General features: G+C 73.9%; 16 protein-coding genes and 1 pseudogene. 8 read left to right on the top strand and 9 right to left on the bottom strand.

Going from position 1 to position 13,553, the window contains the following annotated elements:
- Positions 1-48: 48 nt before the first annotated feature.
- The gene (locus RLT58_RS32860; RefSeq protein WP_311313993.1) at positions 49-918 is read right to left on the bottom strand and encodes a UbiA family prenyltransferase; all 870 of its coding nucleotides are present in this window, start codon (positions 916-918) and stop codon (positions 49-51) included.
- Positions 919-1,037: 119 nt separating this feature from the next.
- On the opposite strand from RLT58_RS32860, the gene RLT58_RS32855 reads away from it, so the two are divergent.
- The 4 genes from RLT58_RS32855 to RLT58_RS32840 all read left to right on the top strand — a co-directional run bounded on the left by RLT58_RS32855 (position 1,038) and on the right by RLT58_RS32840 (position 4,404).
- Positions 1,038-2,093 (top strand): type III polyketide synthase, encoded by a 1,056-nt coding sequence (locus RLT58_RS32855; protein ID WP_311313992.1) that lies wholly within the window; start codon positions 1,038-1,040, stop codon positions 2,091-2,093.
- 12 nt (positions 2,094-2,105) lie between these two features.
- Entirely contained in the window at positions 2,106-2,633 is a 528-nt protein-coding gene (locus RLT58_RS32850) for an isoprenylcysteine carboxyl methyltransferase family protein (RefSeq protein WP_311313991.1), read from the top strand.
- The gene (locus RLT58_RS32845; protein ID WP_311313990.1) at positions 2,630-3,643 is read left to right on the top strand and encodes an NAD(P)/FAD-dependent oxidoreductase; all 1,014 of its coding nucleotides are present in this window, start codon (positions 2,630-2,632) and stop codon (positions 3,641-3,643) included. Before RLT58_RS32850 ends, RLT58_RS32845 begins: the two co-directional genes overlap by 4 nt.
- 131 nt (positions 3,644-3,774) lie before the next feature.
- Complete coding sequence (locus tag RLT58_RS32840; protein ID WP_311313989.1) at positions 3,775-4,404, top strand: class I SAM-dependent methyltransferase; 630 nt, start codon at positions 3,775-3,777, stop codon at positions 4,402-4,404.
- Positions 4,405-4,465: 61 nt separating this feature from the next.
- Here the strand turns inward: RLT58_RS32840 and RLT58_RS32835 are convergent, their stop codons facing one another.
- Positions 4,466-4,732 (bottom strand): hypothetical protein, encoded by a 267-nt coding sequence (locus tag RLT58_RS32835; protein ID WP_311313988.1) that lies wholly within the window; start codon positions 4,730-4,732, stop codon positions 4,466-4,468.
- A gap of 211 nt (positions 4,733-4,943) precedes the next feature.
- Here RLT58_RS32835 and RLT58_RS32830 point away from each other — a divergent pair, with 211 nt between their 5' ends.
- Together RLT58_RS32830 and RLT58_RS32825 are read left to right on the top strand one after the other, a co-directional pair.
- Positions 4,944-5,486 carry a hypothetical protein gene (locus tag RLT58_RS32830; protein ID WP_311313987.1) on the top strand — a complete coding sequence of 181 codons (543 nt, stop codon included), beginning with the start codon at positions 4,944-4,946 and terminating at the stop codon, positions 5,484-5,486.
- A gap of 56 nt (positions 5,487-5,542) precedes the next feature.
- Positions 5,543-6,544, top strand: a pseudogene (locus RLT58_RS32825) (aldo/keto reductase).
- 42 nt (positions 6,545-6,586) lie between these two features.
- Here RLT58_RS32825 and RLT58_RS32820 read toward each other — a convergent pair.
- A complete protein-coding gene (locus tag RLT58_RS32820) occupies positions 6,587-7,075 on the bottom strand; it encodes a MarR family winged helix-turn-helix transcriptional regulator (protein ID WP_311313986.1) in 489 nt (162 codons plus the stop codon).
- A 120-nt stretch (positions 7,076-7,195) separates the two neighbouring features.
- On the opposite strand from RLT58_RS32820, the gene RLT58_RS32815 reads away from it, so the two are divergent.
- Complete coding sequence (locus RLT58_RS32815; RefSeq protein WP_311313985.1) at positions 7,196-7,609, top strand: organic hydroperoxide resistance protein; 414 nt, start codon at positions 7,196-7,198, stop codon at positions 7,607-7,609.
- 32 nt (positions 7,610-7,641) lie between these two features.
- Here the strand turns inward: RLT58_RS32815 and RLT58_RS32810 are convergent, their stop codons facing one another.
- Positions 7,642-9,318, bottom strand: a complete 1,677-nt coding sequence (locus RLT58_RS32810) for a serine/threonine-protein kinase (RefSeq protein WP_311313984.1) — start codon at positions 9,316-9,318, stop codon at positions 7,642-7,644.
- Between the two features lie 102 nt (positions 9,319-9,420).
- On the opposite strand from RLT58_RS32810, the gene ligD reads away from it, so the two are divergent.
- Entirely contained in the window at positions 9,421-10,389 is a 969-nt protein-coding gene (ligD, locus tag RLT58_RS32805; RefSeq protein WP_311313983.1) for a non-homologous end-joining DNA ligase, read from the top strand.
- A 14-nt stretch (positions 10,390-10,403) separates the two neighbouring features.
- Here the strand turns inward: ligD and RLT58_RS32800 are convergent, their stop codons facing one another.
- From RLT58_RS32800 to RLT58_RS32780, 5 genes are all read right to left on the bottom strand, one after another.
- On the bottom strand, positions 10,404-10,763 hold the full coding sequence (locus RLT58_RS32800) for a winged helix-turn-helix domain-containing protein (RefSeq protein WP_311313982.1): 360 nt from the start codon (positions 10,761-10,763) through the stop codon (positions 10,404-10,406).
- Positions 10,760-11,266: a hypothetical protein gene (locus tag RLT58_RS32795; protein ID WP_311313981.1), complete on the bottom strand. Its 507-nt coding sequence runs from the start codon at positions 11,264-11,266 to the stop codon at positions 10,760-10,762. The genes RLT58_RS32800 and RLT58_RS32795 overlap by 4 nt, the downstream gene beginning before the upstream one ends.
- Before the next feature lie 125 nt (positions 11,267-11,391).
- Positions 11,392-12,150, bottom strand: coding sequence for an IclR family transcriptional regulator (locus RLT58_RS32790; RefSeq protein ID WP_311313980.1), 759 nt, complete (start codon positions 12,148-12,150; stop codon positions 11,392-11,394).
- Between the two features lie 156 nt (positions 12,151-12,306).
- Positions 12,307-12,711, bottom strand: a complete 405-nt coding sequence (locus RLT58_RS32785) for an SgcJ/EcaC family oxidoreductase (RefSeq protein WP_311313979.1) — start codon at positions 12,709-12,711, stop codon at positions 12,307-12,309.
- Between the two features lie 57 nt (positions 12,712-12,768).
- Positions 12,769-13,404 carry a DUF1345 domain-containing protein gene (locus RLT58_RS32780; RefSeq protein ID WP_311313978.1) on the bottom strand — a complete coding sequence of 212 codons (636 nt, stop codon included), beginning with the start codon at positions 13,402-13,404 and terminating at the stop codon, positions 12,769-12,771.
- Between the last annotated feature and the right edge of the window lie 149 nt (positions 13,405-13,553).

The following is a 13,553-nucleotide window of genomic DNA, read 5'->3' as shown; positions in this document are numbered from 1 at the left end:
GGGGGACGTCCGGCCGTGCGACCGGTGACCGCACCGACCGTCGCCGGCTCACACCGGAGCAACCCCCCGTACCAGCAGGAGGGCGACGTCCGCCGCCGCCACGGCGGCTGCTGCCGCGAGGGGGGCCTTGCGGTGGTGGCGGGTCAGCAGGAGTCCTGCCAGGGCCGTCGGGGCCGCTGCCGCGAGGGTGGTCGTGCCCCAGATGCCGGGTGGGCCGGGTGGGGCGAGGGACAGGAAGGCCGAGGCCGCTACCAGGGGCAGGGGCAGCAGCAGTGCGGTGGCGGTGGCGCCCAGCCGTTGCGGCAGTCCGTTCACCCCGGCGCGCAGGTCGTCGTCGATGTCGGGGAGCACGTCGCCCAGGTGGGCCCCCAGGCCCAGCAGCGCGCCGGCGGCCACCACCCACCAGGCGGGCCACGGGCTGCCGGGGAGCGTCAGCGCGGCCACGGCGGGCAGGCTGCCGAAGCCGATCACGTACGGCAGCCAGGACAGCACCGTCGCCTTCACGCCCAGGTCGTACGCCCAGGCCGCCGCCACCGCCGTCAGATGCACCGCCCCGGCCGCCGGACCGCAGGCCAGGGACAGCGGCACGCACAGCAGGGCGGCCGTGAACGCCGCCGTCCACACCGCCCGCCGGCCCACCGACCCGTCGGCCACCGGTTTGCCGCTGCGGCCCGCCGCCGCGTCCCGCCGGGCGTCGAACGCGTCGTTGCACCAGCCCACCGAGAGCTGGCCGGTGAGCACGGCCGCGACCAGGAGGGTGCACCGGAACGCGTCGAGGCCGGCGCTCACACCGAGCGCGCCGGTGGTGGCGGTCACCGCGACCACCGGCCCCGGGTGGCAGGAGCGGGCCAGGCCCGTCGCGGTGCGGTACGGCGGCCAGGGAGCCGCGCAGGCCTGTGACGGCTCCGGAGTGCCCATCACGCGATGGTAGGTACTCCGGACCGGCCGGGCCTGACAGCCGCACGGGATGTTTGCGACGTTTTACCCGGTATGCCGGGCAGGATGGAGGCCATGACTCCTCCTCAGCGGGACCCGGTATGACCCGGATCGCAGCCGTTCACGGCACCCTGGCCCCGTACCGCCACACCCAGCGCGAGATCACCGACATGGTGGCCCGCACCTGTCTGCCGCCGGGGGCCGACCGGCGGGTCCTGGACCGGCTGCACCAGAACGCCCGGGTGCGCGCCCGCAACATGGTGCTGCCGCTGGAGCGCTATGCCGAGCTGGACGGTTTCGGGGACGCCAACGACGTGTTCATCGGCGCGGCCGTGGACCTGGGCGCGGAGGCGGTGCGCGGAGCGCTGCGGGCAGCCGGGCTGCGGCCCACCGATGTGGACCTGCTGATGTTCACCTCCGTCACGGGGGTGGCGGCGCCCTCCGTGGACGCCCGGCTGGTCGGGCGGCTCGGGCTGCGGCCCGATGTGAAGCGGCTGCCGGTCTTCGGGCTCGGCTGTGTCGCCGGGGCGGCCGGGGTGGCGCGGCTGCACGACTATCTGCTGGGCCGGCCGGACGACGTGGCGGTGCTGCTCTCGGTGGAGCTGTGCTCGCTGACCTTCCAGCGGGACGACGTCACACCGGCCAACCTGGTGGCGACCGCGCTGTTCGGCGACGGGGCCGCCGCCGTGGTGGCGGTGGGCGAGGGCCGGGCGGCCGCCGGAGGTCCGGAGGTGATCGCCACGCGCAGCCGCATGTATCCGGACACCGAGCATGTGATGGGCTGGGACATCCGGGGCTCGGGCTTCAAGGTGGTGCTCGACCCCGGCGTCCCGGACGTGGTGCGGCGCTATCTCGCCGACGACGTACGCGGGTTCCTCGACAAGCACGGGCTCAAGCCGAAGGACGTCGCGCACTGGGTGTGCCACCCGGGCGGCCCCAAGGTCCTGGAGGCCGTCTCGGACGTCCTCTCCCTGCCCGACGGGGCGCTCGACGTCACCTGGGACTCACTGGCCGAGGTGGGGAACCTCTCCTCCTCCTCGGTGCTCCACGTCCTGCGGGACACCCTGGCGCACCGGCGGCCCGAGCCGGGCTCGCCGGGTCTGATGATGGCGATGGGCCCCGGATTCTGCTGCGAACTGGTGCTGCTGCGCTGGTAGGTCGGAGGACACATGATCTGGTACACCGTGCTGGTGCTGGCCGTGGCCGGTGAGCGCCTGGCCGAACTCGCCGTGGCCCTGCGCAACACCCGCTGGGCGCTGGCCAGGGGCGGCACCGAGTCGGGCCGGGGCCACTACCCCGCGATGGTCGCCCTGCACACGGCGCTGCTGGCCGGCTGCCTCGTCGAGGCGGGGTGGGCGGACCGCCCGTTCGTGCCGCCGCTCGGCTGGACCATGGTGGCGGTCGTGGTGGCCGCGCAGGCCCTGCGCTGGTGGTGCATCCGCACGCTCGGACACCGGTGGAACACCCGTGTCATCGTCGTCCCCGGCCTGCCGCTGGTGACCGGCGGACCGTACCGCCTGCTGCGGCACCCGAACTACGTGGCCGTCGCCGCCGAGGGGATCGCGCTGCCGCTCGTGCACGGCGCGTGGGTGACCGCCGTGCTCTTCACCGCGCTCAACGCGGTCCTCATGGCCGTACGCGTCCGGTGCGAGGAGGCGGCCCTCGCCTCCGGTCCCGCCTCGGGCCTGCCGGCATGATCGATCTGCTGGTCGCGGGCGGCGGCCCCGCCGGTCTCGCGGCAGCGATCCGGGCGGCCGGGCTGGGCATGGAGACGGTCGTCGTCGAACCCCGCACCGCCCCGATCGACAAGGCGTGCGGCGAGGGCATCATGCCGAGCGGGGTGGCGGCGCTGCGGTCACTCGGCGTGGCCCTGTCCGGGCATCCGCTGCACGGCATCCGGTACGTGGAGGGGCCCCGCAGCGCGGTGGCGCCGTTCCGCGGCGCGCCGGGACTCGGGGTGCGCCGGACCGCACTGCACACCGCGCTGCACGGCCGCGCGCTGGAACTCGGCGTACGGATCGTCCCCGGCAAGGTCGCCTCCGTCCGCCAGCACCACGACCGGGTCGAGGCCGGCGGACTGACGGCCCGCTGGCTCGTCGCCGCCGACGGCCTGCACTCTCCGCTCCGCCGGGAACTGGGGCTCGACGGGCCCGTGACGGCCGTGCGCCGGTACGGGCAGCGGCGCCACTACCGCATCGACCCGTGGACCGAGTTCGTGGAGGTCCACTGGTCCCGGCACGGCGAGGCGTACGTGACCCCGCTCGGCGACGGCTCGGTGGGCGTGGCCGTGCTCAGCCGCGAGCGCCTTCCGTACGAGAGCCAGCTCGCCGCGTTCCCCCGGCTGGCCGCCGCGCTGCGCGGCCGGGAGTCCGGTCCCGTGCGGGGCGCCGGGCCGCTGCGGCAGCGGGCGCGGGCGCGGCGGGCCGGACGGGTGCTGCTGGTCGGTGACGCGGCGGGCTATGTGGACGCCCTGACCGGCGAGGGGGTCGCCCTGGCCGTGGCGACGGCCGGGGCGGCGGTGGACTGTCTGGCCGCCGGCCGCCCGCAGTCCTATCCGGCCCGCTGGCAGCATGTGACGTTACGTCATCGGGTGCTGACCGCAGGGCTGCTGGCGGTGGCCCGGCATCCCGCCACCGCGCGCCTGATCGTGCCGGCCGCCCACCGGGCGCCGGGCGTCTTCGGCGCGGCGGTCCACGCCTTGCAGTAGCCGCGCACCCGGTCGGCGGCCACCCGCCGCCGGACCCCGCCAACTCACCTCGATCACCACGGAGTTACTGGCAGACTGCTGCGGCGGAGCGGTTCGTCCGCCCGCCCTGCCGGAGAGGAAAGGGATCTGTCATGGAATCGGGTAGTCCCCCCACCGCGGCGTCGGTGTTCGACGCCGTCGGCGCCGACTACGAGCGGGCGTTCGCCGGATCGGCCGCACACCGCGCCTCGCTGGAGCAGTTGCTGAAGCTCCTCGCGCCGCACAGCCGGGTCCTGGACGTCGGCAGCGGGACGGGGCGGCCGACGGCCGAGACGCTGACCGGCGCCGGCCACGAGGTCCTCGGCATCGACGTCTCCCCCGTAATGGTGGACCTCGCCTCGCGGCAGGTGCCGGAGGCCGAGTTCCGCTGCGCCGACGTCCGTGAACTCGCGCTGGAGGAGGGGAGTTTCGACGCGGTCTGCATCTACTTCTCGCTTCTCCAGATGTCCCGCGCCGAGCAGACGGAGCTGCTGCGCGCCGTCGGGCGCGCGCTGCGGCCCGGCGGGCATCTGGCGGTGGCGACCGTGCCGCTGGACGTGGAGGGCGTGGACGGGACGTTCATGGGCCGGCCGGTGCGGGTGAGCAGCTTCGGGGAGGCGGACTTCACCGCGCTGGTGGCCGAGGCCGGCTTCACGGTCCTGGAGCAGGAGAGCGGCATGTTCGTCCCGGACCATCCGGAGGCCGTCCCCGAACCGCATCTCTTCCTTCTCGCCCGGCGGTAGGCGCCCGGGGGCGGTCCGCCCCGCCCCGGGGGGCGCGGTCCGCCCGGGGTGACGGGTCCGGTCAGCCCGGGGACTCGTCCGGTACGGGGTGCTCGGGGTGGACTCCGGGATTGCGGGCCGTACCGCGTCCCGACCCCGACTCGTCCAGCTCCGGGAGCTCCCGGGCAGGGCCCTTGGCGTCACCCGCGGGGTCCGTCTCCGGCGGCTGCGGGACGTCCATCGGGTCCTCGCCGTCCTGCACCTGCTGGTCGGGCATGTCGGCGGGCACCGGGGGCGGGGTGGGGGAAGCCCCGGTGTAGGCGGTGCCCTGCGGCCTGCGATCGGTCATGGAGATCCTCCTCGGTACGACCCCCGCCCGGCGGTCCCGGGCAACGGCTGCTTCGCGGGCCGCGTACCCGGGGCACCTCGATCAATGCGTTCGGCGCCTCCCGCAAGGGTAATCACGGACGTGCCGGGACCCGCATTCCGAGATGCCGGGCTCCCCCCGACGGCTTACGTTTCCCTGGGGCCGATGTCGCCGTCCGGGAGGTGGAGTGCCGATGGGGAAGGCGGGGCGCACAGCCGGCGGCACCGTCCGGCACCTGGTGCCCGCCCTCGCCCTGGCGCTCGCCGTGCTGGCGCCGCCCGCGTACGCCGGACCGCGTACGAGCACCCCTCCGCCCCCGTGGCTCTACCGCTACAGCTACTCCCTCGGCCTCCACCCCTTCACCGGGCCCGATGCCGTGCGCGCACAGCTCACCGACCACTTCTGGATGTTCCCGGTGAGCGGTTCCTGTCCGGCCCGGATCCGGCCGGCGGACGAGTGCGATCTGCTCGGCGGAAATCCGGTCCGGGTGGAGTCCGCGGCCGGTGACCACCTCCAGATCGCCACGCTGCCCGGCCACGATCTGGGCGAGGGGCTGCACATCCGCTTCACCTTCACCCGCACGCTCGGCTTCCACTACCTGGTCGTGGGCGCCTGGCAGGACCGGCCGACACCGTGCACGGAGGCGGTGCTGTGCGGCGCGGCGAGCCGGGCGGGCGCCTGGGCGCTGTGGCGTGTTCTGGCGGGGACGCTGGCGCTGTCCGCCTACGCCGCCTGAGGCCGCGCGCCGGCGTGCTTGCCTTCGCGCGCACTTCAGCACCTAGCGTCCCGGCCATGGACACCATGAGGAGCAGGACGTTGGGGCGCAGCGGCATCGAGGCCGGCGCGCTGGGTTTCGGGTGCTGGGCCGTCGGCGGCGAGTGGACGGACGCGGACGGGGCGCCGCTGGGATGGGGGAAGGCCGATGACGAGGAGTCGGTGGCGGCGCTGCGCCGGGCCCTCGATCTCGGGGTGACGTTCTTCGACACCGCCGATGTGTACGGCACGGGTCACAGCGAGCGGGTACTCGGACGGGCCCTGCGGGGGCGGCGCGACCAGGTCGTCATCGCCACCAAGTGGGGCAACGTCTTCGACGAGCGGCGCAACGCCATGACCGGGGGCGACGACAGCGCGGCATACGCCCGCAAGGCGCTGACGGCCTCACTGCGGCGGCTCGGGACCGACCATGTGGACCTCTGGCAGCTGCATCTCGGCGACGCGGACCCGGAGCGCGCGGCCCTGTTGCGGGACACCTGCGAGGACCTCGTACGGGAGGGACTGGTCCGGGCGTACGGATGGAGCACGGACGACCCCGCCCGGGCCGAGGTCTTCGCCCGGGGCCCGCACTGCGCGGCGGTCCAGCACGGACTGAACGTGCTGGTCGACGCACCGGAAATGCTCGACTTCTGTACGCGGACGGGGCTGGCGAGCATCAACCGGGGCCCGCTCGCCATGGGCCTGCTCACCGGGAAGTACGGCGCAGGGAGCAAGGGCGCCGCCGGCGACATCCGGGCCACGCCGCCCGAGTGGCTCCAGTGGTTCGGTCCGGGCGGGATCCCGGCGCCGGAGTGACTGGCACGGGTCGAGGCCGTGCGCGAGATCCTCACGGCGGGCGGGCGCACGCTCACCCAGGGCGCTCTCGGCTGGCTGTGGGCGCGGAGCCCGCTGACGCTCCCGATCCCGGGCATCCGCACCGTTGCCCAGGCGGAGGAGAACGCGGGGGCGATGGCCTTCGGCCCGCTGGCGGCGGAGCAGATGGCGCAGATAGAGGAGGTACTCGGCCGGGTCGAGGCGTAACCCGTGCAGATGAAGGCGTACCGGGACCGCGCGGCCGGCCGGTCAGGCCGGGCTCTGTTCCGCCGATGCGTCCAGGGCGGCCGTGAGCCGGTTCAGGCGGTCCCGCAGCTCACTGATCTCGTCGAGGTCGAAGCCGGTCGCGGCGGCGATCCTGCGCGGCACGAGCAGCGCCCGCTCGCGCAGCGCGGTGCCCTCGTCCGTGAGATGCGCGTGCACCGAGCGCTCGTCCTCGACACTGCGCTCGCGGCGCACCAGGCCCGCCGCCTCCAGCCGCTTCAGCAGCGGGGAGAGCGTGCCGGAGTCGAGCCGCAGGTGCTCCCCCAGCTTCTTCACCGGCAGCTCGCCGTGCTCCCAGAGCACCAGCATCACCAGGTACTGCGGATAGGTGAGCCCGAGGTCCTTCAGGAGGACCCGGTAGACACTGCCGAAGGCGCGCGACGCGGCGTTCAGGGAGAAGCAGATCTGCTGGTCGAGACGCAGGTAGTCGGCCTCGGACGGGGCCGTGCGGGCGGAGCTGGGCGTTGCGGTCATACCTTCAGCATAGCTCCGCACACCCCATTTGATTGTGTGCAATTGAATTGTGTGCTCTACTTGAGGAGAAGCGACCGGCAGCTCGCGGTCGGCACAGGACCTCGGAGAGGAACGATTTCCATGGACACGCTCTACACCGCCGTCGCCACCGCCACCCACGGCCGGGACGGCCGCGCCGTCAGCAGCGACGGCAAGCTGGATCTGCAGCTGGCCGTGCCGGTGGAGATGGGGGGCAACGGCCAGGGCACCAACCCGGAGCAGCTCTTCGCCGCCGGTTACGCCGCGTGCTTCGCCAGCGCGCTGGGCGTCGTCGGCCGGCAGGCCAAGGTCGACGTCACCGACGCCGCCGTGACCGGCGAGGTGGGCATCGGCAAGCAGGGCGAGGGCTTCGGCCTCGCGGTCACGCTGCGCGTGGAGCTGCCGGAGAGCGTCGACGAGGCCACCGGCCGCAAGCTGGTCGAGCAGGCCCACCAGGTCTGCCCGTACTCGAACGCGACCCGCGGCAACATCCCCGTCGAGCTCGTCATCGAGTAGTCATCGGACCGGGGCGGATCCCGGCGCCGCGCTCAGGCGTGGAACCCGTTGCACGAGACCGAGGTGTACTTCGTGGGCGCGCCCTCGACGTGGTAGATCACCACGGTCCAGTCGCCCCGGTCGTCGCCCACCGGGATCGCCTCCACGGCACGGTCGCCGAAGTGGGCCCGGAAGTCCTCGGGGTAGCTGAGCCGCACGCTCCCGCCGGAGTTCCAGTGGGCGTAGAGGTCGACGGGCCTGCTGGTGAAACCGATGCCCTTGCCCACGGACTTGAGCGGCCGTCCCGTGGCCGGATCGGTCTCGTGCGGGGGCCGCACCCCGATCGACACGTAGTAGGGCGCCGGCCGCTTGCCCTTGCCGGCGCCCTTGGTGTGCACCAGCAGTGAGGCCGTGTCCGAGCCCGTGGTGTGCGAGACGGAGGACATCAGGCCGCTCGGCGGGAAGGCGTCGGGGAGGTCCCGTTCGCATGAACCGCCGCCCTGCGATGCCTCGACCGGGTCCTCCGACAGGACCCAGCGGTCCTTGGAGTCCCGGTCGTTCACGATGTGGTCCGGCGGCCGCCCGGCCGGGGTGGCGCCTGCCGGGCGGCCGGAGGCCGAGGGCCCGGCGGAAGCGGGCGCGCCGCTTCCCCCACCGCCGGCGCCGGCGGCCTGCCGCTGATCCCCCTCGGGCAGGAGCCACACCGTCAGCGGCACGGCGACGGCGACCGCGCACACCGCGAGCCAGAAACGCCCCCAGGGCCCCCGGCCCGGACTCCGCTGCCGGTCGTCCCGGTCCGGAGGTGCGGTGGGACCCGCCTCGGGGAGCAGGACGGTCTCCGGCGGGGCGTCCTCGACGGCCGGAACGGAACCGGGCACGGGCTCGGTGGCGTGCGCGACCCTGCGGTAGTGCGGGTCGGCCGCCAGCGGCGAGTCCACCGCGCATCCGGCGATGACGGCGGCCGGATCCGGGCGCCGCGCCGGGTCCTTGTCGACGCACGCGCGGATCAGGGCGGCCAGGTCGGGCCGGACGCCGGCCACGTCGATGTCCTCGTACACCGTCCGGAAGCTCACCGCCGCCTCCTCACCCGTACCGAACGGGGGGCGGCCCGTGGCCGTGTACGCGAGCGTCGCACCCAGCGCGAAGACGTCCGCCGCCGGGCCGGTCTCGTTGCGCAGGAGCACCTCGGGGGCCGCGTATCCGGGTGTGCCCGGCGCCGTCCCGTCCTTGGTGAGAGCCGTCTGTCCGAGGCCCCGGGCGATCCCGAAGTCGATCAGCTGCGGGCCCTGCGGCGAGAGGATGACGTTCTGCGGCTTGAGATCCCGGTGCGTGACGCCGTGGACATGGACCGCGGCGAGCCCCTCGGCCAGGGCCGCGAGCAGCCGCAGCGCGCTGTCCGGCGGGAAGGGGCCGTGCTCCCCCACCGCGCCGCGCAGGGTGGGCCCCGCGACGTACTCGGTGGCCAGCCAGTAGGGGGACGTGCCGAGCGAGGCCTCGATCAGCTGCGCCGTGTACGCGCTGCGCACGGTCTCGACGGTCGCGACCTCCCGTCGGAAGCGGGCCAGCGCCTCGGGGTGCTCGCTGATCTCGTCGCGGATGACCTTCACGGCCACCAGCCGGCCCCCCGGTGACCGGCCGAGAAACACCTCCCCCATGCCGCCCGCGCCGAGGCGGGCAAGCAGCTCGTAGGCGCCTATTCGCGCGGGGTCCCGGGGCCGCAGTGCATCCACGGCCCGACTGTGCCACATCCGCCCGGCCCGCGGACCCCGGCTGCGCAAGTCGCCCGCAGGCCCGGACTGCGAAGATCCGCCGGCCGTTCGATCATCGGTGCTATGACCCCGAATCACGCGGACGCCTCCGGGGCGCCGTCGCCGATCGCGCCGATGCTGGCCGTGCCGGGCCCGCTGCCCGTGCCGGACGCGGAGTGGGCGTTCGAGGCCAAGTGGGACGGGGCCCGCTGTGTGGTGACCACGGCGGGGGACGGCACCCTGCGGCTGACCTCACGGGCCGGCAACGACGTCACCCCGACCTACCCGGAGCTGCACGCGCTGGGCGACGTGCTGCGCGGCCACGGGGTCGTCCTGGACGGCGAGATCGTGGCCCTGGACGCGTCCGGGAGGTCCGACTTCGGCCGGCTCCAGCGCCGGATGGGCATCATCAACCAACGGCGTGCGGCACGCCTCGCGCTGGACTTCCCCGCCCATCTGATCGTGTTCGACGTGATGTTCCTCGACGGCCGCCCGCTGACCGCTCTTCCGTACGAGGAACGCCGCCTGGCCCTGTCCGGGCTGGCCCTGGCCGGTCCGCACTGGTCGGTGCCGTCGTATGTGCACGGCAGCGGGGCGCGGGCCTGGGACGCCGTGGTGAGCGGGGGCCTGGAGGGCGTGGTCGCCAAGCGGCTCTCCTCCCCGTACACCCCGGGCCTGCGCTCACCCCACTGGCGCAAGACCAAGCGGGTCGAGACGCTTGATGTGATCATCGGTGGCTGGACCCAGCGCAAGGGTGCGCCCGAGGGGGTCCCGGGAGCGGTGCTCGTCGGCCTGGAGGGTCCGGAGGGACTGCGGTACGCGGGGTCCGTGGGCTCGGGGATGTCCGAGATCGAACTCGGTGAGCTCAAGGCCTATCTGACGGTGATCGGGCGCCGGACACCGCCGTTCGTCGACCCGGTCGACGTGGCCGGCGCCCACTGGGTCGAGCCCCGGCTCGTCGCGGAGGTGACCGCGTCGGAGTGGACCGCCGCCGGGCGGCTGCGGCACCCGGTCTGGCAGCGGCTGCGGCCGGACCTGACCCGGCTGGGCTGACGGGGTGCGGCCGGTCAGCCCGTGGCGCCGTCGGCCTCTTCCGTGACCGCCGCGCCCGCGCCGCGGGCCGCCTCGGCGATCTGCTGGAGGGCGGCGACATGGCGGTCCAGCGCGTCGCGCCCGGCGGGAGTGAGCGAGAGCCAGGTGCGGGGACGCCGCCCGACGTGGCCCTTGCGGATCTGTACGTAGCCGGCGGCCTCCAGCGCCGTGGCGATCTTGCTCAGCGCCGAGTCGGACAGGCCGCAGCGGTCGCGTACCGTCGCGAAATCGGCCTCGGCGCACGCGGAGAGGAACGCGGAGACCGCCAGCCGGCTTGGGTGGTGGATGGCCTCGTCGAGGGCCGGGGACGCGGCTCTGTCGCCGTCGGCGCTCACGCGTGTCCCCCGAGTCCGCGCCGGATCCTGCTGTTGCGTGCGGCGACCCTGGCCCAGGCGCCGAGTCCCGCCACCAGGGCCACGACCGCCGTGGTGAGGGTCCCGCCCGCCCCGAGCAGGGCGCACAGGGCCCAGGCCGCGCCGGTCGCGGCGAGGTGGACGAGCAGGTGCGCCGCGCCGACGCGGCGGAAGTGGGCGGAGAATCGCAGCCGGACCCCGGTGGCGCGGCTGCGGGTGCGCATGAGGAGCAGGGCGATGCCCCAGACGACGGCGGCGCCCGCCCACACCCGGCCCGGGTGGTCCGCGCCGGTGAGCCGGACGCCGACCACGACGACGGCCGCCGCCACCGCCAGAGCGGCCAGCGGGCCGTACCACCACGGGTACGCAACCCGTCCGGGCCCCTTCCTGGCCGTCTCGACGGACGCCAGCGCCCGGATCGCGGCCTGGGCCGACATCCCCTGGTCCTGCGGGGCGGACTCCGTGACGCTCTCGTTCCTCGGCATGGGTGGTGCACCTTCCGGGCAAGGGGAAGCCTGTCCTTGCCATCATGGCATGCACTTTCCCATGAGGAAGTAGTTGCCTGGCGGAACGAATACCAGGAGCGCCGGGCCGGGCCGTTCCGGACGGCTCAGTCGGGAGGCAGCGACAGGCCCCTGGACACGCGGATGGCAGACGAGAGCAGCCCCTTGCGGACCCGGCTGGTGCGGTACATCCGGTCCGACCGGAAGGAGATCCCGAGGGAGCCGATCTGCTCGCCCCGGTACACGGGCACCGCGATGCAGGTCGTCCCGCGCGCGTACTCCTCGCGGTCCATGACGAGCGGCGCCGCCGGTGCGGCGTCCAGCTCCTGGATGAGCTCTTCCCGGTGCGTGATGGTCCGGGGCGTGAGGCCGGTCAGGGAGTGGCGCGAGAGATAGTCGGCGCGGGCCTCCTCGTCCAGCTCCCGCAGCACGCTCTTGCCGAGGGCCGTGGCGTGCCCGGCGTCCTCGAAGCCCACCCAGAGGTCCACCCGGGGGGCCCGCGCGCTGTCGACGATCTCCAGGACCCGGATCTCCCCGTCCTCGTACAGCGTCAGATAGACGGCCGACGCGAGGTCGTTCCGCAGGGCGGTCATGAGGGGGCGGACCCGGGCCAGCAGCTCGCGGCCGTGCTGGGCGCCCGGCGGGGACTCCCGCTCGGCGAGCACATACGTGCCGTCGCCCAGCTCCGTCAGGTACCCGTCCTGGACCAGCATGGGCAGCAGCTCGTTCACCGTGACCGGGGGAAGTCCGGCCTCGCGGGCGAGCTGCTGCGCGGTGGCCTGGCCGCCGTGCGATCCGGCGGCCTCCAGCAGGCGGAGCGCGCGACGGACAGCCGCGACGGGCTCGGGGCCGGCGTGGTCAGCCATGCCCACAAGCATCGCCCGGAGACCAGGGAGCGGCAATATGTCCGGTCCGCAGGCGGCCGGGGCGTGCCGTCGAACCGGCGTCGTTGCCCGAAGCGGCAGACGCCGGCTCGACGGCACTCCCCAAGGGCTGTCCCGCAATTCCTGGCGGGACAGCCCTCAGGCGGCGACGACCTCCGTGTTCTGGCAGGCGGTGAGCAGCCAGCGGCCGTCGTCCTGCCGGGAGACCACATAGAGCGGTGCCCCTTCCGCCTCCGTCTCCGGGGCCCGGTAGCGCTGGCGGACCTTGACCGCCGCGACGTCCGGGCGGATGAAGAAGACATGGACCGCCTCGTAGGTGACCTCACCGTCCCAGTTCGAGGCGGGCAGCACCGCCCGGGTGAACTCCGCGATCGCATCGAGTCCGATGAGCACCTTGCCGTGCCCCGTGGTCCAGATCGCGTCGGGGTGGAACAGGCCGATGAACTCCTCCGGGTCCTTGTTCCGCTGGGCGTGCTCGACGGTGGCGACGAGCTGGTTGATCGCTTCGATGTCTGCGGCGTGCGCCGCAGGCTGCGTAGTCATGGACGCCATCCTTCGACCTCAAGTCGGGTTGAGGTCAAGCGCCGATCGTTGCCCGTCTCAGCCGGTGACGATTCCGGCGACGAGGTTGATGGTGGTGGCCAGGATGCTGGCGCCGAACACATAGGACAGCAGGCAGTGCCGCAGGACGATCGCGCGGAACGCCGAGTCGGAGACGTTGGTGTCGGAGACCTGGTAGGTCATGCCGAGGTTGTAACTGAAGTAGAGGAAGTCGATGTACCTGGGCCGGGCGGCGGAATTGAAGTCGATGCCGCCCTCCGGGTCCCGGTAGTAGAGGTACGCGTAGCGGGTGGCGTACATCAGATGGAGCGCCGCCCAGGCCATGAAGACCCCGCAGAGCGCCGTGGCTGCCGCCGCGTGGCCCAGGTCCGAGCGGCCGAGCACGAGCAGCAGCACGATGCCCACCAGCCCGCACAGGGCCGATCCGACGACGGCCAGCTCCTCGGTGACCGGACGGAACTCGTCACGCCGGGCGTGGTGGTGCGTACGGGCGGCGTCCATGGGCCACAGGGCGAGCCACCCGGCCACGACGAAGGCGGTCTCCACCATGGCGATGCCGGCCAGGAGGCCCAGCGCGGTGGTGGTCAGCGCGCCGACGACCACGCCGGTCACCGCCCCGACGGCCACTGAGGCGGCGAGCCGGGTGACGGCGGAGAACGGCAGCAGGCGCTTCATGCAGGGAAGTACAACGCGATTCCGGGGCCGCCGCCACGGCACGGAACGGGCGCGGCAGCGGCTTCGGAAGCCCGGTGGCGGGCCCCTCACGACGGACATAGCCTGCCAGGGAGCATCGTTTTCCCGCCATGCCCGAAGGGCCGAGGGGT

The organism is Streptomyces sp. ITFR-16 (assembly GCF_031844705.1).
Taxonomy (GTDB): Bacteria; Actinomycetota; Actinomycetes; order Streptomycetales; family Streptomycetaceae; genus Streptomyces.
The sequence above is the reverse complement of the archived record's forward strand: the minus strand, read 5'-3'. Positions and strand labels throughout refer to the sequence as shown.

Bases quoted from the DNA above. Each gene is read 5' to 3' on its own strand.
- RLT58_RS32860 (WP_311313993.1), bottom strand. From the start codon at position 918: ATGGGCACTCCGGAGCCGTCACAGGCCTGCGCGGCTCCCTGGCCGCCG.
- RLT58_RS32855 (WP_311313992.1), top strand. From the start codon at position 1,038: ATGACCCGGATCGCAGCCGTTCACGGCACCCTGGCCCCGTACCGCCAC.
- RLT58_RS32850 (WP_311313991.1), top strand. From the start codon at position 2,106: ATGATCTGGTACACCGTGCTGGTGCTGGCCGTGGCCGGTGAGCGCCTG.
- RLT58_RS32845 (WP_311313990.1), top strand. From the start codon at position 2,630: ATGATCGATCTGCTGGTCGCGGGCGGCGGCCCCGCCGGTCTCGCGGCA.
- RLT58_RS32840 (WP_311313989.1), top strand. From the start codon at position 3,775: ATGGAATCGGGTAGTCCCCCCACCGCGGCGTCGGTGTTCGACGCCGTC.
- RLT58_RS32835 (WP_311313988.1), bottom strand. From the start codon at position 4,732: ATGACCGATCGCAGGCCGCAGGGCACCGCCTACACCGGGGCTTCCCCC.
- RLT58_RS32830 (WP_311313987.1), top strand. From the start codon at position 4,944: ATGGGGAAGGCGGGGCGCACAGCCGGCGGCACCGTCCGGCACCTGGTG.
- RLT58_RS32820 (WP_311313986.1), bottom strand. From the start codon at position 7,075: ATGACCGCAACGCCCAGCTCCGCCCGCACGGCCCCGTCCGAGGCCGAC.
- RLT58_RS32815 (WP_311313985.1), top strand. From the start codon at position 7,196: ATGGACACGCTCTACACCGCCGTCGCCACCGCCACCCACGGCCGGGAC.
- ligD (WP_311313983.1), top strand. From the start codon at position 9,421: ATGACCCCGAATCACGCGGACGCCTCCGGGGCGCCGTCGCCGATCGCG.
- RLT58_RS32795 (WP_311313981.1), bottom strand. From the start codon at position 11,266: ATGCCGAGGAACGAGAGCGTCACGGAGTCCGCCCCGCAGGACCAGGGG.
- RLT58_RS32790 (WP_311313980.1), bottom strand. From the start codon at position 12,150: ATGGCTGACCACGCCGGCCCCGAGCCCGTCGCGGCTGTCCGTCGCGCG.
- RLT58_RS32785 (WP_311313979.1), bottom strand. From the start codon at position 12,711: ATGACTACGCAGCCTGCGGCGCACGCCGCAGACATCGAAGCGATCAAC.
- RLT58_RS32780 (WP_311313978.1), bottom strand. From the start codon at position 13,404: ATGAAGCGCCTGCTGCCGTTCTCCGCCGTCACCCGGCTCGCCGCCTCA.